Origin of the sequence: Nonomuraea sp. NPDC050202 (genome assembly GCF_040656115.1) — a bacterium.
Taxonomy (GTDB): Bacteria; Actinomycetota; Actinomycetes; order Streptosporangiales; family Streptosporangiaceae; genus Nonomuraea.
On the sequence record NZ_JBFALF010000050.1, the window covers coordinates 30,485 to 49,859 of the forward strand.

Genomic DNA, 19,375 nt, shown 5'->3' on the forward strand with positions numbered 1-19,375 from the left:
GCAGCGGCTGATATTCAATCGAGCGGCAGGGCGTGCTGCCCGGCAACCTGGCGGATCTCCTCCAGCGGGTACGGCGTCTTCCTGCTCTCACTCTGCAGCTCGTGGTAGAAGTCGTTCAGCACGGTGGCCAGCGGGCTGTGCCGCGACAGCAGGGTCGCGACCCCGCCGGGCACGCCGGCTGGCCGCTCCCCCGCCGCCCATTGCCGGACCAGTTTGCGACGCCCCTGCCAGTCGGCGCCGTGGAAGGTACCGGCCAGCCAGTTCACCAGGAACGTCAGCGTGTAGGTGCGGTCGAAGGTGAGGTGCCGGCGATGGAAGGCCTGTTCCTCCGCTGACAGGTCGAACCGGGTCGACACGGCCTGCCCGAAGTCGGTCAGGTAGAGACGGCGCCCGTCGGTGAGGATGTTCTCGAAATGCGCGTCGAAGTGCAGGAGGCCGCCCGCGTTCATGAAGGACACGGCCTCACGCAGCCCCTGGTCCGCCAGGGCGCAGGCTCGGCGCCAGTGATACAGCAGCGGGAAGCCGGGGAACCGGCCGGTCAGCACCCATTCGGTGGTCATCGTGTGCGCGGCCAGCTCGCGCCAGGCGCCGAAGCCGGGCGAGCCGATGCCGTACTGGCAGAAGGGCGGCAGCCCGAACAGGTTGGCCGTCGAGTGCGGGTGGCGCAGTTCGGGCTCGGTGAGGGGCACGCGTTTGACGAAGACCGAGGTGGCGCCGACCTCGAGCCGCGCGGACGCCCCGCCGATGCCGGTGCCGAGGGGCACGGCCTCGCGCTCCAGCAGCTCCGCCAGTTGCCGGTCGTCATAGCGGGCCAGGGCCGTGGAAACGTCACGGTGGGTGGTCAACCGCGTCTCCGTCATCATGATCACCTTACCGGCCGATGACGCTATCCCTTGCCTGGCGGCCACCTTGCCGCACCGCTTGCGGAGTTCGGCGAGGTGCTCGCTGATCTCTTGGCCGGCCACGTCCAGCCGGTGCCGCGGGAACGCAAGACAAAGCCCGCCACGGCGGCGCCCACCAGCGCTGGACCCGCACCTGACGACATCGGCGGTGTGGGCTGCGAAGCCAGGACGCCCGTCGCCCTCCGAGAGGGCGACAGGCGGGGCGCCAGGAGAAGCCGTTCCAGACGACGGTGCTCGCGGTGGTGCCGCCGGGATCGCCGGCCGTCAGGACGACCCCCGGCTGAAAGTTTCCCCCGCCACAGGCCCTCCACCAGCGCCGTTGCCGGCGGCTGTGGCCACGCGCCGTCCCCTGGACGCAGGATGGCGTACCTTACTCCCGCTCACCCACATCCGCGTCAAAGGGAGTCGTCGTGCGTACCTGGCTGGCCCGCGCCGTTGTGTCCTTCCTGATGGTGCCGCTGACGGCCGCTCCGGCGGCCTCCTCCGCCTCGGCCCGGACGGACGCGCGTACGTGCGCGAAGGCGGACCTGCTGTTCTGCGAGGACTTCCAGGCCATGCCCGTCGGTGGCGCCGCCAGCCTCCGCTGGGGAGTCGACACCAAGCACGGCACGCTCACCGTCGAGCGCGGGCGGCGGGGGCAGAAGGTGCTGCGTGTGCACACCGAAGGCAACGGCCGCGCGTTCCTGAAGGTGGACGACTTCGCCGCGCCGGGCAACAGCTTCTACGGGCGCGTACGGGTGCGGGTCGGCGCGTTCCCGACCGCGCCTGCCTGGGCGCACTACACGCTGGTCGAGGCCACCGGCGACGGCCCCGAGATCGTCCGCCCGCTCGGCGGCCAGTACGCCCCGCCGCCCCACGGGGGAGCCGCGTACTGGGGAGTCGGCGCGGACGGCGGCCCCACGGGGGACTGGACGAACTGGCGACCCACCGCGCCCTCCGTCGCCGGGAGCTGGACCTGCGTGGAGTGGCACATGGACGCCGGCGACAACCGCGTCTCGTTGTGGTTCGACGGGGTGGCCAGGCCGGAGCTCACCGTGTCCACCCGCGAACACGGCGGCAACCCGGTGGACTTCGTCTTCCCGCGGTTCGACACGATCAAGCTGGGCTGGCAGCTCTACCAGGCGAACCCGTCCCCCGCCGGCTTCGACGTGTGGATGGACGACATCGCGCTGAGCAGCCGGCGAGTGGGCTGCTGACCGGAAGCGGAGCGGACGGCGGCGCAAGCCCGGGGCTCCACCCTGCCGGTGATCTTCAGCTGGGGCAGCGGCCGGGCCGGCGCGTCATGCCGCGTGCGAGCGGTCTCGCTCAGCTCGCCGAACCCGTACGACTGCCAGTAGCCGAGGGTGGTCCGGTAGCTGGTGTGCGAGCATTGCGGCGTTCCGCTGTGGTTGAGTAGTCGGATGATCGCATCAGGCAGAGGGACGCGCTCGCTGGCGGCGGTCGCCGCCACCGTGCTGCTGGCCGCCTGTTCCTCTGAGGAGTCGCACACGCTCACCTTCGATGTCACGGGCGAAGGAAGTTTCGCCATCACGTACGTCATCAACGGCCGTTCCACGACCGAGCCCCAGGTGAGCCCTCCCTGGCGGAAGGACATCACCCTCGCTGAACAGGGCGAGGACACCTGGAGCCTTTCCATACGGCGTCTGGGCGCCGGCTCGGTGAGCGCCGTTGCCTACGTCGACGGCCGGCTCATCACGCGCACCGCAGGTTCAGGATCAAGCGGCGGCGGCACCAGTAGCCTCAGCGGCTCCGTCGGCTGAACAAGCCTCCCCAACCCACTGGACGCCGACGGGCCGGGCTCAGCGCGCCGAGGAGCGGCGCCGCCGTAGCCGCGGCCTGGCGAAGGAGCACGTCACCTCTTTCTCGCCACGATCCTCGGCCACCCGATCGTGCGGCCGGCGTCCACGGCGAGCCTGCGGGCCCACTCGGCGCAGGCGGGGCGCGCCTGCGGTGCGGCGGCCAAGGCGGCCAGCTCCTGCCAGCGCAGGCAGTGCTTCCACCCGTCGGGCACCAGATCGGCGTGTTCCACAGTCATGGGACCTGAGCGCTCCAGATGGTCGCGCCACCAGCCCGGGCTGTGGAATGCCTTGTGGTCCCAGGTCCACATGTCGGCCAGGTGCCCGGGCGGCCCGCCGTCCAGTTCCTCGGTCACCCCCAGCACCACGATGCCCAGCACGCCGCCGGGGGCGAGGAACTGCTGCAGGTAGCCGAGATAGAGGTCGTCGGTGCCGAAGTACTGGTAGGCGTCCAGGCTGATGATCACGTCGAAGTACTCGCGGGCGAACCTCAGATCGTGCGCCTCGACGCGGACCGGCATGACCTGCGACTCCACGCCGGCCTCGACGATCAGCGGCCATGTCTCGGGACGCAGCCACATGTCGGCGGCCACGACGTCGACCCCGAACTCCCTGGCCAGGAAGATCGAGCTGATCGCCCAGCCGCAGCCCAGGTCCAGCACGCGCATGCCGGGCGCCAGGTCCAGCAGGTCGGTCAGCGACTCGGCCAGCCACAAAGGGTTGGGGCCGTCGGCGTATCGGCCCTGCCAGACCGGGTCGTACGACGCCGAGCGCGGGAATTGGGGATGGATCAGTTTTTCGGCGGCCAGTTCCGGGTCCGCGTCGTCAGTCAGCAAGTCGCGTGCTCCGATCCTGTTCGGGGGATGCCGGGACCGTGCGGTCCCGCTGTCGCGGCGGTGCCGCGCCGGTCTGGTGGACCCGGTGGGCCGCCCGCCAAGGACCTGCGCCACCGGGTTCGTCCAGGTAGCCGGCCGCCTGCAGCCGGAAGAGCCGCGCGTAGACGCCGCCGGCCGTCATCAGCTCGTCGTGGTCGCCCTCTTCCACGATGCGTCCCCGGTCGATGACGGCGATGCGGTCGGCGACGGCCCGTACGGTGGAGAAGCGGTGCGCGATCAGCAGCGTGGTGGAGCGGCCGGCGAGGTCGGCCAGTCGTGCGAAGATCTCGGTCTCGGCCTCGGCGTCGATCGCCGCGGTCGGCTCGTCCAGGACGTTGATCGCAGCCGCCCGGAAGAGGGTGCGGGCGAGCGCCACCTTCTGCCACTGTCCGCCGGACAGCTCCCGCCCGCCTTCGAACCAGCGCCCCAGGACGTTGTCGAGCCCTTCGGGGAGCCGGTCGAGGAAGGGCGTGGCGCCCGCCTGTTCGGCCGCCTGCCTGACGCGGGGACGGTCCGACATGCTCTCCGTCCGGCCGTAACCGATGTTGTCGCGGGCCGGGGCCTCGTACCTGACGAAGTCCTGGAACATCACGCCGATGTGGCGGCGCAGGTCGTCGGGGTCGTACGCGGTGATCGGCACGTCGTCGATCAGGATGACGCCCTCGGCCGGCTCGTAGAACCGGGCCAGCAGCTTGACGATGGTGCTCTTGCCGGCGCCGTTGCCGCCGACCAGCGCCACGCACCGGCCGGCCGGCAGGAAGAGGTTGAGCCGGTCCAGCACCGGCGTGCCGGTTCCCGGATAGGCGAACGACACGTCGCGGAACTCGATCCCCTTGCGCACCAGGCCGGGGAAAGCCGTCACGGCGGGCCGCGGCGCCGCCACCCGGATGTCCAGGAACTCGAACAGGTTCGCCAGATGCAGGCTGTCGTCGTAGAGCTTCGCCAGGCCCTGGAACAGGCTCCGGATCGAGGTCTGGATGAGGATCACCGAGGTGACGTACGCCGCGAGTTGCCCCGCCTGGCCGCTGCGCATCGTGTCCCGTACGACGAGCAGCACGGCGATCCCCACGGCGACGGCTCCGGCCAGCGCGAGCAGGGCGCACACCACCGCGTGGCGCCGTTCGAGCCGCCGTTCGACGTCGTAGAAGCCGCCCACGACGGCGGCGTGGCGCCGCCGGAACAGCGGGCCGAGCCCGAGCAGGCGGACCTCCGCATAGGACTGGTTGTGGGTCAGGAGATACTCCAGGTACGTCAGCCGGCGCTGGTCGGCGGAGCGCGCGTACTCCATCTTCCAGATCGCCTTGTGGTGGACGATCTGCGCGACCGCCAGGGGCACCGGTGAGACGGCCATGAGCGCGGCGGCCGGCGGGGACCAGGACAGCAGCAGTGCCATCACCGAGCCGAGCGTGACCGTGGCCGACACCGTGGCCAGCAGACCGGCGAAGAACTGGTACGGGCGGCCGCTCGCCCCGGCCCTGGCGCGGGCCAGCGAGTCGTAGACCTCGGCGTCCTCGAAGTGCCGCAGCTCCAGCGTCAGCGCCTTGGCCAGGATCCGCTCGGTGACGGTGATGTCCAGCCGGAGGTGCAGCAGCGCCTCGACGTAGCGCTGCCCGACCGCGAACAGCAGCGTCGACGTCGAGGCGGCCGCGAGCCCGAGCACGGCGAGGGTTACGTCGTCGGCCCACCTCGGGGAGCCGCCGCGAGCCCCCTCCACCAGCACCTGCAGAGACCAGCTCAGAATCGCCAGGCCGGCAGCCGGCAGCAGCGCGCTCGCCGCCGCGAGCAGCACGGCCGCCGTCATCCTGACCGGAGCCACCGCGGCCAGCAGGCGCACCATGCGCACCAGGACCTGCCCGCGGCTCACCGGCGCCTCTCGGCTGCCGCGCCGGTCAGGTCGGCGGCGGGGCGGTTGCGGATGGCGCGCCGGCTGAGCGACCACAGCGCCCGGCACAGCCGCTCGCGGTCGCGGTCGATCCCGGCGAGCCGGATCGACTGCATGTGCGCCAGGCTCTCGACGACGTTCCGCTCGGTGCCGGTCAGCAGCCGGAGGGAGGCGAGCTCGCGGATCCGCCGGCTCGCGTCGGCGAGCGGCTGCCGCTGCCGGGCGAACACGGGCCGCAGCACGGCCTGGTACTCCGCCGCGCGCGGGTCGGGACGGCGCTCTCCGGGGGTGAGGACCTCGCAGAGCAGCGGCCGGAGCTCGCGGAAGCGCTTGCGGGCCGCGTCGGTCACGTGCGCCGCGCCGTCATGCGGGTGCGGGCCGGCGCCCCAGGCCTCGTACAGCTCGTGCAGCGCGGCCACCTGCACCACGTCGGGGTCGAGCCGGCCGCGCCCGGTGTGCAGGAGGCGCACCAGGTCGGCCGCGACCTCGCTGCCGGCCCAGAACGCGGTCTCCACCGTGTCGATCGCGTGCCCGCCGCCGTACCGCTCCACCTCGCGGTCGTAGCTGCAGAACGCGAGATCCGTGGCCTGTCCGTCGCGGACGAGGCCGCGGGCCCAGGCCGCGCACCGGGACATGACCTCGGCGGCCAGGTCCTGGGCGGACGCGTGGAACCGCAGGCGCAGGTGCGGCAGGGGGTCGGCGTACCGGATGAAGAACCAGCGATCGGTCAGGCGGTCGAGTTCGGCCAGCAGCATCCGCAGCGGCCAGGCGATGATCCCGTCGTGCTGGTCCGGCGCCGCGTACAGCTTCAGGTGGACCCATTCGTCGCCGGGCAGCCAGCGGCGCGTGACGGCGGGAGACGCGGCCGCGCGGGGGACGCTCGGCTCCGGCATCCGCGTGCGGTCACGCAGCACCAGCGGCACGACGAGCTCGGCGTGGTAGGGGCGCCCCGCCCGGTCGCGCAGCCACAGGTCGCCGGGCCCGGGAATCGCTTCGAGCAGGCGGATCGGCTCGCCGGGCTCGCCCGGCCGGGTCACCTGGCGGTGCAGTTCGTCCACCCACAGCGGGTGATCCAGGTCGAGCAGCAGCCGGTTGTCGCGATGGGTCAGGTAGACGTGGCGGGGGACCTGCCACCTGCGCCGCCACCTCTGGCAGGCGTGGAAGAAGTCGTCCGGATCCTCGACGGCCGGGAAGGTGGCGCCGGTGACCGTCCACTGGGCTGGATGCACCACCACGTTGCCCCGGGTCAGCCGCGGCAGGAAGGGCGCGCCTGCCGCGGCGCCCCAGTCGAACATGCACGCCGGAGTGTATCCGTCCTCGGAGAACTCCAGCAGGGCCCGGCAGACGTTCGGCGCCTGGGCGACGTTCACCGCGTGGGTCTGGCTGACCGACAGGGGACGGCCCAGCGAGACGGACCTCAGGTAGAAGTGGTTCCCGGTGGCGCCGAGCACGATGTCGGCCAGGGGGATCCGCCGCACCGGCGGCCCGGTCGGCTCGGCGTTCACGCACACTTCGTAGTCGCGCGTGGGGTGATGGCCGGCCAGGTTGCCGCTGCGGTTGTTCCTGATCCCGTAGGTGAGCTCGGCGAACACCGTGTCAGGGCGCAGCGTTTCCTCCAGCCGCTGCTGGGCGCGGATCCGTGCCACGGCGGCCTCGTCGAACAGGTCGAAGAACCGCCCGAAGGCCTGCCAGCCCCCGTAGTTCCCGATGGTGTTGAGCACCAGCCGCCACCGGCCGTCGCGGATCGCCTCGGGCGAGCCGGCGGCGAGCTCGAAGAAGACGTCCTGAGAGGTACGCGGGCGGCTGTGCGCGTCGTCCGGACGCCAGACGGTGAGCCGGTCGAGCAGCTCGTCACCGAGCTCGACCGCGAGCAGGCCGTCGCGGGAGGCGCGGACCGCCGTCTCCACCAGGGCGCGGTCGCGCTCGGGATGCCTGGGCTCCGGCTGCCGCGGCCACAGGCGCCCGAGGGCCGGCCGGCGGTACCTGCCGGGCGGGCCGAGGCCGGTCTCCGGGTTGAGCACGTCCAGCAGCGGCAGCTCCACGTCGGCGCCGTAGTGCTCCAGGAAGACGTGGTGGTAGTCGACGATGTGCGGCCGCCGCTGCCAGGCGCAGCCGAGCCTGATGAGCAGCTCGGCCGCCTCGGCCGCCGCCGCGCCGATCTCCGCCGGCAGCGTCGCGGGCTCCAGCGCGAGCGCCGTGTCGAGCTGGAACGTCGGGCCGGTGAAGCCCGGCGTCATCGCGCGCTGGCACGCTTCCAGCCGGGCCACGTCCGCCGGGCCGGTCCGGCCGGCGCGCCGGTCCACCTCGTCGGCGAGCTGCCGCATGCGGGTGAGGCCGTCGACGACGTCGTTGTGCACGCCCTGGTCGATCAGGCGCTTGACCAGGTGGACCTCGGGCAGCGGCTCGGTCGGCGCGGGCAGCAGGTCGGGCAGGAGGATGCCCAGGTCCCAGAGCTGGTCGAGCAGGCGGCCGATCTTCTCGGGGGGTGTGGCCGGAAACCGGCGGGCCAGCCCGACCGCCAGCTCGCCGAAGGTCCGCACGTGCTCCGCCAGCTCCAGCGCCACGGCGAGGGGGCGGCCGACCGCCAGTTCGATCCGCCGGTGCCCGGTCCGGTCCGGCTCGTCGAGCCTGTACAGGACGATCCGCGTGCCGAAGCGGTGCAGCAGCGCGTTCACCCGTACGCCGAGCCTGTCGCGGACGGCCCGGTCGCGCCCGAGCCGGTCGATCACGCGGGCCAGCCAGACGTTGTCGGCCCGGGTCCGGGTCGCCCGCACCGGGTCGGCGGCCAGCGTCGCGATCTCGCCGGTTCCGGTGGCGCTGTGGAACGTGCCGGTGGCGACCCCGGCGAACAGCCCCATGGGGGTGGGCCGGGTGGACATCCTGGTCAGGTACCGGAGCAGGGCGGCGTGCCGGCGGTTCGCGGTCTTGCCGCCGCCGTCGAGCGCGGACAGCGTGGACACCGCAGCGGCCAGATCCGGGCTCGCCGCCTGGAGCGCCTGGCCGACGCGGGGCGAGGCGGCGAGTTCGCGAAGGGTCCGCCGGCCCTGGTCGCGCGCCTCCGCCAGCGCGGCTCTCCCGGCGGCAGCGGCATCCGGAGGTGGCACCGGCGCGCTCCGGCTCAGGCCGGCGTACGTGTCGGCGGGCAGCACAGGAGCGCGGAGCATGAACAGCTCCGATGCCGTGTACAGGCTCGTGCGCTCCGCCTGCCCGCTGTCGGGGTGTGCCATGCGGCTCGTTCTCCTTGCTCTCGCGTTGCCTCCGCGGCGCCCGTCGGACACCGTGCTCGCTCGCCGTTCCGGGGCCCGGGTCAGCCGGCCAGCAGGGCGTGGGCCCAGCGGGGTGGCACCCGCTCGGCGACGGACAGCAGCGCCAGCGCGACGCCCGCTGCGCCGTCCAGGAGTCCGGGGTGGTCGATCCAGGCGCCGTCGGGGCTGGCGGCGAGCACCGAGCCCGGCTCGCCGGCCACCTGCGGCTTGTAGTCCCGCACGATCAGGGGGTGGCTCGGGTCGCAGCCGCCGAGCAGCCGGTCGACCAGGCGCTCCAGCGCCGCCCTGGCCGCCGCGCTGCGGGTCCGCGTGGCGAACTTCCTGCAGATCAGCAGCACTCCCGCGAGACCGTGGCACAGCCCTGGACCGGTCCTGCGCGGCCGTGCCTCCATCTGGAGCAGGGCGGTCTCGAAGCCCTCGATCGCGGCGGCCCGTACGGATTCGTCGCCGAGCGCCTCGGCAGCGTCGAGCAGCGCCGAGGTGATGCCGGGGGCGCCGTAGCAGTACGCGGGATCGGCCGGCTGTCGCAGGCTGGGCGCGATCTCACCCGACGCGTCGAACGGCATGACCCGCGACCAGGTGCGGCCGTGCTCGCCCGGCCAGGAGGCCGCGACGAGCTGGTCGGCGAGGGCGCGGATCGCCTCGCGCAGCCCGGGGGCCCGGTGGCCGGCGAGCCAGGCCCGGCTGAGCGCCGCCAGCGGCCCCGGAACGCCGTGGGCCAGGCCGAGGTCCACGTAGCCGTGGGGATGCAGCTCCCGTTCCCCTTCCCGTCCGTAGTTCTCCGGCGCGATCCGCCAGGGCCTCCACCGGGAGGTGCTGAGCGCCCCGCCGTCGGGGCCGTCGGTGGCGCAGCGGGCGACGAGGCGCTCGACGCCGCGCGCGGTGATCCGCTGTACGGCGGTGCCCGCGGGCCGGCGGCAGGCGTAGCCGAGGATCCCGGCCAGCCCGCTGATCACGTCGTAGTCGTGCACGATCAGGGCGCGGCCGGCGGAGGGGCCGAACCGGGCGAGCTGTTCGGCCAGCCGGGTGTCCAGGCCGCGCAGCGTCCGGACGTACCGGTCGTCCTCGTCGCATCCGGCCACGGCGAACGCGATGCCGGTGGTCCCGAGCGACAGCCCGGGGCGCCGCAGCGGGCGCTCGCGGGTGCTCGCGGCGGCCAGCTTGAGCCACTGGTGGGCCTGCGCCCACCAGTGGCCGGCGGAGTCCGGGCAGGCGCGGGCGGCGTGCGCGAAGGCGAGCGCGCTGCCGGCGGCGCCCGCGTACAGCGCCGCACCGGGCTCCCACACGGGGCGGCCGACCATCGCCGAGGCCGCCTGCCCCGCCTCGACGACCAGTTCCCTGTCGCAGAGGCGGTGCAGGATCTCCACCGCGACCTTGCGGGCCCTCGACGCCGTCGCGGAGGGCAGCAGATCGGTGTCAGTCATAGTGGAAGATCTCCAGGAGGTGGCCGAACCGGGCGGCGAAGAGCCGGTGGTGCTCCGCGGTGAACACCTCCCGCCAGGCGCCGATCTGGCCTCGGTGGAAGCTGTAAGCGTTGCGGTTGAACACCTTCTGGGCGACGACCTCGGGATCCATGTCGGTCCCGACGTGCTCGGCGACCCGCCGCACCGCGGCGAGCTGTCGTTCCGCGCTGCCGCCGCCCTGCTCGCCGATCAGCTCCTCGAACGACACGGCGCACACGTGCGGATGGTGGAACAGGCTGATGGCGGCGTCGAAGTCGGGCAGCAGCGGGATGGCCGGGTCGCGGAGGAGGTAGGTGATCCGGTCGGACATGGTCGGCATGCTCCGCAGGATGGGGCGGAACACGGCGGCCTCGGGCTGGCGGCCGAGCGCGTGGCCGCCCTCGCCGGACAGGAACGTCGCCATCGAGACGAGCGTGTCACGCGGGTCGCGGTAGCCCAGGACGATGCGCGGCCCTGACGGGCCCTCCCACTCCCTGAAGAACACGGGATCCACCCGCCAGATGTCGAGCGCGTGGAACGTCCAGCAGATGCCGGGCGGAGTGGTGGCGAAGGGCCGCCCCCAGGCCTCCGGGTGCATCGGCACGGGCTGGTCCAGCTCGGGGTAGGCCAGTTTGGTGTGGCACACGTTGCCCGCGGCGAGCTTGGCCCGCCACAGTTCGGCGACCTGGAACCACAGGAGGTTGGTGGCCTGGACGAACCCCTCGCGGTCCGCGCGGTGGTCGAGCCTGGCCACTTCGTCGGGATGCATGTACTGGCCGGCCAGCTCGATCCGCTGGCGCAGGCTCAACGCCACCACGGCCTCTCGCGGCGGGACCGCCTCACCGTCGGTGTGGTAGCCGAGCAGGATCATCAACTCCTGCAGAAGATGTGTTCCGCTCTTTCTCGGGGAGACCGCTATGACCCGCCCTGCGGGCATGGAGACACCTCTCATTCGCTGGTCGTCGGCCGGGGCCGTCCCGTCGCGACCGGCTGGGCGCTGGGTCGCGACGGGCGGGTCACCTGGTGCTCAGCAGCACCTGTTGGGCCATGAGGTGATCGAGACGCACGGCGCGCAGGAGTGCCAATGGGTGTGCCGTCCGACGGGCTGGGTTCCCTCGGGCAGGATGGAGATCTGGAGATCCAGATCGAACTCGTCGAGGTCGTCGATCGTGGGTTCGGTCTGCGTGACGGTCACAGCGGTCACCTTTCTTCTGTGTCGTGCCCGGCAGGGCGTGATGGTGTGAAGAGGGAAGCTTGCGGTGCCGGGTGCGCCGCCCTCAGGACGTCGCCGGCAGCGCCTCGTGGCGGGTGACGACCATGCCGTCGCCGACGAGGGCGTGGAGGGCCGCGTCGACCTGGCGGAGCGCCTCGGCGGGCGGGACGACGTCGGCGACCGACTCGGCGTACTCCTTCCTGATCGCCGCGCCGTCCCGGCCGTCGCAGAGGCTGTACACGAGCCAGGCGGAGGGGTTGAGCCAGCGCACCCGGGGCGGATCGGCGAGCGCGACGACGAGCCGTCGCTGCTCCGGCAGCGGCACGGCGGCGATCGGGGCGACGGCCTGGAACGTCGTGCCCGCCTGGCCGCCGGGAGCGGCCGGCGCGAGCAGGTCGAGAGCCCTGACCAGCCATGCGGTGAGCTCGTGGCCGTAGGCGGTGAAGAGTTCCGATCGCTGCGCGAGTTGCTCGGCGAGGTAGCGGGCGCGCAGTTCGGGCGTCGAGTAGCGCGCGCCGCCGAAGGTCGCGCGGCTGAGGGCGGCGTCCGCCGGCGGCTCCCCGAACCGTCGCCGGACCTCGGCGCCGGCCGAGCGGGCCAGGCCGTGGAAGACGGCGAGATGGACGTACACGTGCAGGGCGAACAGCACCCGCATCAGCGACCACGCCTCCCGCCGCCACGGGATCGGTACGACGTCCGATGTCGTGTCGACGTGGTCCAGGACCACCGCACCGCACCGGATGATCTCGAAGAGGGTGAGGTGGAGGCCCTCGTGCAGCAGCGCCCCCGCCGCGTCCCAGACGTTGCGGAGCTTCTCCGGCGCGATGAAGACGGTGGACGGGAAGCGGTCCCCGCCGGACACGGAGTGCAGCGGCCCGTCCGTCCCCTCGTCCCGCGCGAGCCCCACCATGCCGACGTTTCCCAGGACGCCCGGTCCGACGGCCGGCATCAGCGCCGTGAGCAGGTCCGCCGCCTCTTCGATCACCGTGAGTTCGGCGGCGGAGGGCTTGATCGGCACGGCCGCCGACCGGTCGGGGAACTGCTCGTCGAGCAGGAACCACAGGCGTTCGGCGACAGGATCACCCCTGCGCCGGCTCGCCTCGGTCCACACCCAGGCAGAGCCGGTCGAGCGCCAGGCGTAGCCGCCGGCTCCGGCGGCCGCCCGGCTCACCGCGTAGCCGCCGTCCGCCGGCAGCAGGCCGGGCAGGAGCGGGCCGGCGTCCGACTGCGCGGTCAGGGCCTGCAGGTCGCTCTCGAACGCGTTCCGCAGCACCGGATCGCGGCTCATCACCCGCAGGTCCGCGTCGGACGAGGCCGCGCACCGCCGCACCGCCTCGGACGTCTGCGGCCTCAGCTCGGCCAGCAGGGTGAGGCCGACTCGCAGCCGCCCGAGGACGCGCCGCTCGATGGCGGCGGAGTCGCCGTATTCCGCGTCCGTGCCGAGCAGCCGCTCCACCTCCTGCCAGATGTCGCGCCGCGTCATGCGGAACTACCTTCCTCTCCGATGCTCTTGGGACCGTCCGGGGAGGTGGCCGGGTGCCGGCGGCACCCGGCCACCGGATCACGCGCTGGGACGGTGCGGACCACGGTCACGCGGGTACCAGCCACGCTCGGCCGGGTTGTCCGAGGTCACGTTCGGCGCCTCGAGCGACTTGCTGGAACGGATGAGTTCGCGAGGGTCGGGCAGTGATGTCATGATCACCAATTTCCTTTCTGATCGTCGATGTTGCGCAGGCTAACCACCGGTTGCTTCAGATCGGCTTCACGCGTTGTGAGCGCAGGTCGCGGCCGGCTCCGTCATCGCAGTCAGGCTCAAGGAGGTACCGCTGGTGGCGAATCGACTGCGTCCGCGTCCGCCACCGGCTTGGCGTCGCCGACGAAGCGATCCAGCTCGCCACCACTGAGCAGTCGCACGGGAGCGGGCGCACGCTCCGCCCACTCGGCCGGCGTCCACGCCGGCAGGCTGCCGTTCGCGCCCGCGAGCACGAGATTTCCGATCCGGCCGCCGTGCAGCACATCGGGCTCACAGAACAGGCACACATCGCCGAACACCGCACGTAAGGTCGCAACCTGACGACGCGCGAATGCGAAAGGTACCGAATCCAGAATGTTCAGCGCGTAATACCCGCCCTGCTTCAGTGCCCCTGCCACCGCGGTGGCGAACTCCAGACTCGTGAGCCGCGCGGGTACCCCGGTCCGGATCAGCACGTCCGTGACGATGAGATCGTAGGTCCGCGGACGCGCGAACCGCATGGCGTCCCGCGCGTCCGCGATGCGGATCTCCATCGCGGCATCAGACGGCAACGGCAGCACTCTCCTGACCGTCTCCATCAGCGCGGCGTCCCGATCGACGACCAGTTGAGCCGACCCCCGCCGGGTGGCGGCCACGTACCGCGGGAGCGTGAGGCCTCCGCCACCCAGGTGCAGCGCCTTGATCGGCGCACCAGGGTCCGCGACACGGTCTGCGATCGACGCGAGCCACCGCACATACTTGAGTTTCAGATGGCGTGGGTCGGCGAGGTCCACATAGGACTGCGGGAAATAGTCGAACAACAGCACCCAGAATCCGGGGCGACGGGGATCCGGCGTCAGGTCGACCGTGCCGAAATCAGTCGATACGCTCACCGCGTCTTTGGGCCGTTCATAGACGGTCATAGCGCAACGGACCTTTCTGGCGACCTGACGGCAATGCACGCGCGCCCGTTCATGAACCGGCCGGCGGGTTATTCTTACTACGCCTGAGCTTAGGTCGGCATGAGTGATGGTTCCAGGCCAGCGGCAGGCCATTTGCCGGACATTTCAAGCGCCGGACATCCGTCCCCGCATCTCAGAATCTCGCGCGAGGTTGCCACCCCGGCCACGCGAATGTCCCCTGAACTGCTCGACCACTTGCGGCACACCGCCTCACCGGCATCAGCTAATGACACAGGTGCCCGGCAAATGTCCGGTAGATGCCCTCCTCGCGCCCTTTGAACTCGCGGTCCTCGCGTCAATACTTTCGAAGGAGAGCATCCGAGGAAAACGAACACTGAGAGGTGGCACGGCATGAGAACTGCTTTCGCGTCCATGGGCGACAGGCTTCTCACGCTCCTCGCACCCAAGGCGGTTGCCAATGCGGGAGGCTGCGAGTACGAAAGATATTGCAGCTCCCCGCAATGCAGGCTGGGGGGCGCAATCTACCCACGCACGCTGTACACGCTCTACAGCAACTGCGACAGAGTGACCACGGGCTGTTGTACTGCCTAGAGCTCCATCACGCTGCAATCCTTGAAATTCTGCTTGGTCCCACACCCGCCGCGGGTGCAGGCCGCTTTCGAGCCCGGCACCGGAGCACGATTCTCGGGACCAAGCAGAATTCAAGGAGCAATCGTCCCCTGAGGGGGCCGGCCGATCACCATGAGCACCACCTGACTTTGACCCTCGCCGGAAGGGAGTCGGAATAGTGATTGCTTACGTCGGCTTCGGTTGCCGGGTGCTGCTTGCGGTGGTGTTCTTCGCCGCGGCGGTGAGCAAGGTGCGGGGGCGGCGGGATCGAGCCGCATTCCAGGCGTCGCTGGGGGCGTTCGGCGTGAAACCGCGCTGGAGACCCGCTGTCGCCGCGGCGGTGATCACGTGCGAGCTGGCCACAGCGGTGCTGCTGGTGGCCGATGTCACCGCGCTCGCGGGTTCGGCTGCCGGGGCGGCGCTGTTGATCGTCTTCACGATGGCCATCAGTTCAGTTCTGCGGCGGGGTACGTCGGTGAGCTGCCGGTGTTTCGGCGCGTCGACGCAGCCGCTGGGCAGGCGGCACCTGGTGCGTAACGCGATCTTGTTGTTGATCGCGGCGCTGGGTGTCACGGGGACCACGCCGGCCACAGCCCTGGGGTGGAACCCGGCAGCTTTGATGGTGTCCGGGTTCGTGGCGGTGATCCTGGCCGCTCTGGTCATCTCCTATGACGATCTTGTGTCGGCGGTCCTTCCCCGTTGAAGGCGTTGCCGCCGGAGCGCCGAACTTCTGAGCACGTGGTCTTCCGAAGGAGGAGGGGTCGATGGATGCGGTGTTGATCGCGGCGGTTGTCGTGGTCGGCGTGCTGGGCGGGCTCAACCTGTTGTTGATGCTGGCTGTTCTACGGCGGTTGCGGGAGTACGACGACACCTGGGCACGCGCGGGTATGGACAACCTCGCCGGGCGCAGACTCCTCCCCGAGCCGGGTACGCGGATCGCCGATTTCACCGCGAAGACGCTGGACGGCGCCGAGATCACCTTGCGCGATCCAGCCGGGGTGAGTGGGGTGGAAGGTCCGCTGCTGGTCGGGTTCTTCTCCACCGGATGCCCGGCCTGCCATGAAGAGCTTCCCCGTTTCGTCGAGTACGCCGCCACCGTGCCGGGCGGGCGGGAACAGAACCTGGTGGTGGTCTCCGGACCGGCCGACGAGGTCGCGGACGTCGTCGAGGCCGTCTCACCGATGGCCCGCGTGGTGGTCGAGCCGGAGGAGGGTCCGCTGACGACCGCGTTCAGCGTGCGGCGCTGGCCCTTGTTCGTCTTGCTCGGACAGGACGGCACAGTCCAGACCGGCGCCGGCGGCGTTGCCGCTCTGGCGCGCTCGCAGCAGGCCGTCTCGGTGTGATGCGCGCAGTTGATCAGGCCATGGGTGATGTGGCCGGGTACGCGGCGGGCGAGTCGAGCTGGCGGGAACGATGTGTGATCGCGCTTGGACTGGCCTGGCGGGCCCGGCCCGCACTGCTTGCCGCGCAGCTGGCCGGGGCACTGGTCATGGGCGCCACGCCCGTCGCGGTCGCGTGGCTGACCAAACAGATACTGGATGAGCTGCTGGGGCGACAGCGGCCCATCGGCTGGCTGCTCGGGCAGAGCGCGCTACTGGCCGGGCTTGGACTGATCGCGGCGGCCTTGCCGCATCTCTTCCACTACGTCGATGCCGAAATGGGCCGCTCCGTCCGGCTGCACAGCCGAGACCGGCTGTACGCGGCGTTGTCCCGCCTGGCCGGGCTGTCCAGGTTCGAGAACCCGGTCTTTCACGACCGGATCCGGCTGGCTCAGCAAGCCGGTGAGATGTCACCCCAAACGATCCTGGACGCCTCCCTGGGCGGCGTGCGCACCGCGGTCACCATGCTGGGGTTCACCGGCTCGCTGCTGGCGGTCAGTCCTGTCATGGCCGCGGTGGTGCTGGCCTCGGCCATCCCGGTGATCGCCGCCGAGTTGAGCTTGAGCGCCAGGCGGAGCCGGATGATGTGGACCATCAGCCCGCACGAGCGGCGGCAGGTGTTCTACTCCCAGCTGATGATCGACCGCACCGCCGCCAAGGAGATCCGGCTGTTCGGCCTGGCGGACTTCATCCGCTCGCGGATGCTGGGCGAGCTGCGCCAGGTCAACGCCGCACAGCGACGGCTGGACCGGCGGGTGTTCCACACCCAGTTCGCGCTGGCCGCGCTGACCGCTGCCGTCTCCGGCGCCGGCCTGGTCTGGGGCATCCTGCAGGCCCGCGCCGGTCTGCTGACCCCAGGCGATGTGATCGTTTTCATCGCGGCCGTCGCCGGGGTGCAGACCGGGTTGTCCGGGCTGGTCGCCCAGCTGGCCGGCGGGCATCAGGCGCTGCTGCAGTTCGGCCACTACCTCGCCATCCTCAACGCCGAGCCGGACCTGACCACACCGGCCCACCCTGTGCCCGCGCCGCCGTTACGGGGCACGATCGAGCTGCGCGACGTGTGGTTCCGTTACGACCCGGACAAACCCTGGGTGCTGCGCGGGGTCGACCTGCAGATCCCGGCCGGCTCGCTGCTGGCCCTGGTCGGCGTGAACGGCGCCGGCAAGAGCACCCTGGTCAAACTCCTGTGCCGGTTGTACGAGCCGACCCGGGGCTCGATCAGCTGGGACGGCATCGACATCCGCCACATCCCCGTCGCCGACCTGCGCGAACGCATCGGCACGGTCTTCCAGGACCACATGAACTACGACTTCACGGCTGCGGACAACATCGGCATCGGCGACCTGCCCGCCCTGCACGACCGGGACAAGATCCGCGCCGCCGCGGCATCCGCCGAAGTGGACGCCACCATCGCCGCCCTCCCCCATGGCTACGACACCCTGTTGAGCCGGATGTTCTTCATGAGCTCCGACTCCGACGGCTCCACCACGGGAATGACCTTGTCCGGCGGCCAGTGGCAGCGGATCGCCCTGGCCCGCGGCCTGATGCGCGGCCGCCGCGACCTGCTCATCCTGGACGAACCCAGCTCCGGCCTGGACGCCGAAGCCGAACACACCATCCACCGGCGGCTGGTCGAACACCGCCACGGCACCACCAGCGTGATCATCTCCCACCGGCTCAACGGGGTGCGGATGGCCGACCGCATCGCCATCCTCGACGACGGCCGCATCACCGAACAAGGCACCCACGACGAGCTGATGGCGTACGACGGCACCTACGCCCGGCTCTTCCGCATGCAGGCGTCGGGCTACGACACCGGCCACGAGCCGCACCCGATCCCGTGATCGCCCTGACCTCCGCGCTGGCGGTGACCGCAGTGTTCCTGGTGGCGACCGTCCTCGTACGGCGGCACCTCGTGGTCGTCACCGTGTCCGGGACCAGCATGACGCCCACCCTTCACCCCGGCGAGAAGCTCCTCGTACGCCGGTGCGGCATCACCGCGTTGCAGGTCGGTGACATCGTGGTGCTGGAACCACCACGCGTCCCCGTCTCCCCCGAGGTCACGGTCCTCGCCCCGCTGCCGACGCGAACGCAATGGCAGGTCAAACGAGTCGCGGCACTCCCCGGCGACCCGATCCCCCCACCGGCGCAGGAGGCGGCAGGCACCCTGCGGGCCGTCCCCGGCGGCACGTTGATCGTCCTCGGCGACAACAACGCGAGCAACGACTCTCGTTTGAACGGCCCCTACCCCGCCGACCGAATCCTCGGCATCGCCCTCAGAAGGCTGCCAGGAGCCACCTTCCCGGGGCACGACTCGCCGCCCCTCTGAACCGCGGTTACTTGGCAGAACCGCGCCGTGGGCAGCCTACTTCGAAGGACGTAGCCCGCTTGGACGCGCGCTGCCGGACAAGACCCACGACCTGAGCGCCGCCCGCATCTGGGGCGTCCTGCCGAGCGGTCTCCGTCTTGGTCAACCGTCGATGATCCGATCGAGCCAGTCACCCAGCAGCTGGCTCTCGGAAGGGCTGAGGACCGTCAGGTCCGCGAGGGCGGCCTTCAGGGTGATGGCGCCGGCCACGACGTCGTCCCCGCTTCGCGCGGAGGCGGCCGGGGCGGGATCGGTGATCGCTTGGATGACCGCTTCGCGGACGATCCGGGCGGCGTCCATGTCACGCTCCGCTTCTGGTGTGGCGATCAAGGCCAGCGTGGTGCCACGGCCGGCCGCGTGGATCACGCGCGCCGCCCGCTCCTCCGGCACGCGGAGCCGGCCGGCCAGGGCGACACGGTGCACCAGCCCGGCGAGGATCTCCGCGGCCTGCTTCGCCCCGTCGGGCTCGGCGCCCGGCCGTGGGCTCCCGTAGATCAGCGAGTACAGCGCGGGCTCGGCGAGGCCGAACCCGATGTGCAGGTCCCAGCCGCGCCGCAGGTCCTCCACCGGGTCGCCGCTGGGCGTCATGCCCTGCTTCTCGGCGAGGTAGGACATGAGCCCGCGACTGGCCACGGCGTCCAGCAGACCCTGCTTGTCACCGAACAGCCGGTACAGGATCGGCGCCTGGACCCCGGCGGCATTGCAAACCGCCCTGGTCGAGACCGCGTCCCTTCCCTCACGCGCCAGCAGGTCCGCCGCGACGTCAAGGATCACTTCCCGCTTGTTCATGCTGCACATGCATCGATGCTAACGGTCGTCCGCCACAACCGATAACTATTCCGCCAACACCCTATTGTTATCGCCGCAAAACGATGCTAAGTGAACGAGACGTTCATGCCGATCGTCTCGCGGCCCTTTTCTGCCAGTTCCACGCTTTTCTCGGCGACCACGGGGAGTCGATCTCGGACCCGGCCTCGCGACATTTACC

The 19,375-nt window shown here is 71.3% G+C and carries 16 protein-coding genes; 6 read left to right on the forward strand and 10 right to left on the reverse strand.

Annotation, left to right across the window (positions count from 1 at the left end; translation table 11 throughout):
* Positions 1–14 precede the first annotated feature (14 nt).
* The gene (locus AB0I79_RS56710) at positions 15–863 is read right to left on the reverse strand and encodes a protein kinase family protein (RefSeq protein ID WP_357893215.1); all 849 of its coding nucleotides are present in this window, start codon (positions 861–863) and stop codon (positions 15–17) included.
* A 449-nt stretch (positions 864–1,312) separates the two neighbouring features.
* Here AB0I79_RS56710 and AB0I79_RS56715 point away from each other — a divergent pair, with 449 nt between their 5' ends.
* Together AB0I79_RS56715 and AB0I79_RS56720 are read left to right on the forward strand one after the other, a co-directional pair.
* Positions 1,313–2,098, forward strand: a complete 786-nt coding sequence (locus tag AB0I79_RS56715; RefSeq protein WP_357893217.1) for a hypothetical protein — start codon at positions 1,313–1,315, stop codon at positions 2,096–2,098.
* A 162-nt stretch (positions 2,099–2,260) separates the two neighbouring features.
* Positions 2,261–2,662, forward strand: a complete 402-nt coding sequence (locus tag AB0I79_RS56720; RefSeq protein WP_357893218.1) for a hypothetical protein — start codon at positions 2,261–2,263, stop codon at positions 2,660–2,662.
* Positions 2,663–2,754: 92 nt separating this feature from the next.
* Here AB0I79_RS56720 and AB0I79_RS56725 read toward each other — a convergent pair whose 3' ends face one another.
* The 8 genes from AB0I79_RS56725 to AB0I79_RS56760 form a co-directional block, all read right to left on the reverse strand.
* Positions 2,755–3,534 (reverse strand): class I SAM-dependent methyltransferase, encoded by a 780-nt coding sequence (locus AB0I79_RS56725; protein WP_357893220.1) that lies wholly within the window; start codon positions 3,532–3,534, stop codon positions 2,755–2,757.
* Positions 3,524–5,437 (reverse strand): ABC transporter ATP-binding protein, encoded by a 1,914-nt coding sequence (locus tag AB0I79_RS56730; RefSeq protein ID WP_357893222.1) that lies wholly within the window; start codon positions 5,435–5,437, stop codon positions 3,524–3,526. The genes AB0I79_RS56725 and AB0I79_RS56730 overlap by 11 nt, the downstream gene beginning before the upstream one ends.
* A complete protein-coding gene (locus AB0I79_RS56735) occupies positions 5,434–8,682 on the reverse strand; it encodes a lantibiotic dehydratase (RefSeq protein WP_357893224.1) in 3,249 nt (1,082 codons plus the stop codon). The genes AB0I79_RS56730 and AB0I79_RS56735 overlap by 4 nt, the downstream gene beginning before the upstream one ends.
* Before the next feature lie 80 nt (positions 8,683–8,762).
* Positions 8,763–10,145, reverse strand: coding sequence for a lanthionine synthetase C family protein (locus AB0I79_RS56740; protein WP_357893226.1), 1,383 nt, complete (start codon positions 10,143–10,145; stop codon positions 8,763–8,765).
* On the reverse strand, positions 10,138–11,034 hold the full coding sequence (locus tag AB0I79_RS56745; protein WP_357893228.1) for a hypothetical protein: 897 nt from the start codon (positions 11,032–11,034) through the stop codon (positions 10,138–10,140). The genes AB0I79_RS56740 and AB0I79_RS56745 overlap by 8 nt, the downstream gene beginning before the upstream one ends.
* Before the next feature lie 156 nt (positions 11,035–11,190).
* Positions 11,191–11,358, reverse strand: a complete 168-nt coding sequence (locus AB0I79_RS56750; protein WP_357893230.1) for a hypothetical protein — start codon at positions 11,356–11,358, stop codon at positions 11,191–11,193.
* Between the two features lie 82 nt (positions 11,359–11,440).
* Positions 11,441–12,859: a PqqD family protein gene (locus tag AB0I79_RS56755; RefSeq protein ID WP_357893232.1), complete on the reverse strand. Its 1,419-nt coding sequence runs from the start codon at positions 12,857–12,859 to the stop codon at positions 11,441–11,443.
* Positions 12,860–13,188: 329 nt separating this feature from the next.
* Complete coding sequence (locus AB0I79_RS56760) at positions 13,189–14,031, reverse strand: fused MFS/spermidine synthase (protein WP_357893234.1); 843 nt, start codon at positions 14,029–14,031, stop codon at positions 13,189–13,191.
* Between the two features lie 787 nt (positions 14,032–14,818).
* On the opposite strand from AB0I79_RS56760, the gene AB0I79_RS56765 reads away from it, so the two are divergent.
* The 4 genes from AB0I79_RS56765 (at position 14,819) to AB0I79_RS56780 (ending at position 18,348) form a co-directional block, all read left to right on the forward strand.
* Positions 14,819–15,343, forward strand: a complete 525-nt coding sequence (locus AB0I79_RS56765) for a MauE/DoxX family redox-associated membrane protein (RefSeq protein ID WP_357893236.1) — start codon at positions 14,819–14,821, stop codon at positions 15,341–15,343.
* A gap of 61 nt (positions 15,344–15,404) precedes the next feature.
* A complete protein-coding gene (locus AB0I79_RS56770; RefSeq protein ID WP_357893238.1) occupies positions 15,405–15,983 on the forward strand; it encodes a TlpA disulfide reductase family protein in 579 nt (192 codons plus the stop codon).
* A complete protein-coding gene (locus AB0I79_RS56775; protein ID WP_357893240.1) occupies positions 15,983–17,863 on the forward strand; it encodes an ABC transporter ATP-binding protein in 1,881 nt (626 codons plus the stop codon). Before AB0I79_RS56770 ends, AB0I79_RS56775 begins: the two co-directional genes overlap by 1 nt.
* Positions 17,860–18,348, forward strand: a complete 489-nt coding sequence (locus AB0I79_RS56780) for a S26 family signal peptidase (RefSeq protein WP_357893242.1) — start codon at positions 17,860–17,862, stop codon at positions 18,346–18,348. Before AB0I79_RS56775 ends, AB0I79_RS56780 begins: the two co-directional genes overlap by 4 nt.
* A gap of 141 nt (positions 18,349–18,489) precedes the next feature.
* Here the strand turns inward: AB0I79_RS56780 and AB0I79_RS56785 are convergent, their stop codons facing one another.
* Positions 18,490–19,185 (reverse strand): TetR/AcrR family transcriptional regulator, encoded by a 696-nt coding sequence (locus AB0I79_RS56785; protein WP_357893244.1) that lies wholly within the window; start codon positions 19,183–19,185, stop codon positions 18,490–18,492.
* Positions 19,186–19,375: the final 190 nt, after the last annotated feature.

Excerpts from the sequence above, each read along its gene's own strand:
- AB0I79_RS56710 (WP_357893215.1), bottom strand. The coding sequence starts at position 863 with ATGATGACGGAGACGCGGTTGACCACCCACCGTGACGTTTCCACGGCC.
- AB0I79_RS56735 (WP_357893224.1), bottom strand. The coding sequence starts at position 8,682 with ATGGCACACCCCGACAGCGGGCAGGCGGAGCGCACGAGCCTGTACACG.
- AB0I79_RS56740 (WP_357893226.1), bottom strand. The coding sequence starts at position 10,145 with ATGACTGACACCGATCTGCTGCCCTCCGCGACGGCGTCGAGGGCCCGC.
- AB0I79_RS56745 (WP_357893228.1), bottom strand. The coding sequence starts at position 11,034 with ATGATCCTGCTCGGCTACCACACCGACGGTGAGGCGGTCCCGCCGCGA.
- AB0I79_RS56755 (WP_357893232.1), bottom strand. The coding sequence starts at position 12,859 with ATGACGCGGCGCGACATCTGGCAGGAGGTGGAGCGGCTGCTCGGCACG.
- AB0I79_RS56760 (WP_357893234.1), bottom strand. The coding sequence starts at position 14,031 with ATGACCGTCTATGAACGGCCCAAAGACGCGGTGAGCGTATCGACTGAT.
- AB0I79_RS56770 (WP_357893238.1), top strand. The coding sequence starts at position 15,405 with ATGGATGCGGTGTTGATCGCGGCGGTTGTCGTGGTCGGCGTGCTGGGC.
- AB0I79_RS56775 (WP_357893240.1), top strand. The coding sequence starts at position 15,983 with ATGCGCGCAGTTGATCAGGCCATGGGTGATGTGGCCGGGTACGCGGCG.
- AB0I79_RS56785 (WP_357893244.1), bottom strand. The coding sequence starts at position 19,185 with ATGTGCAGCATGAACAAGCGGGAAGTGATCCTTGACGTCGCGGCGGAC.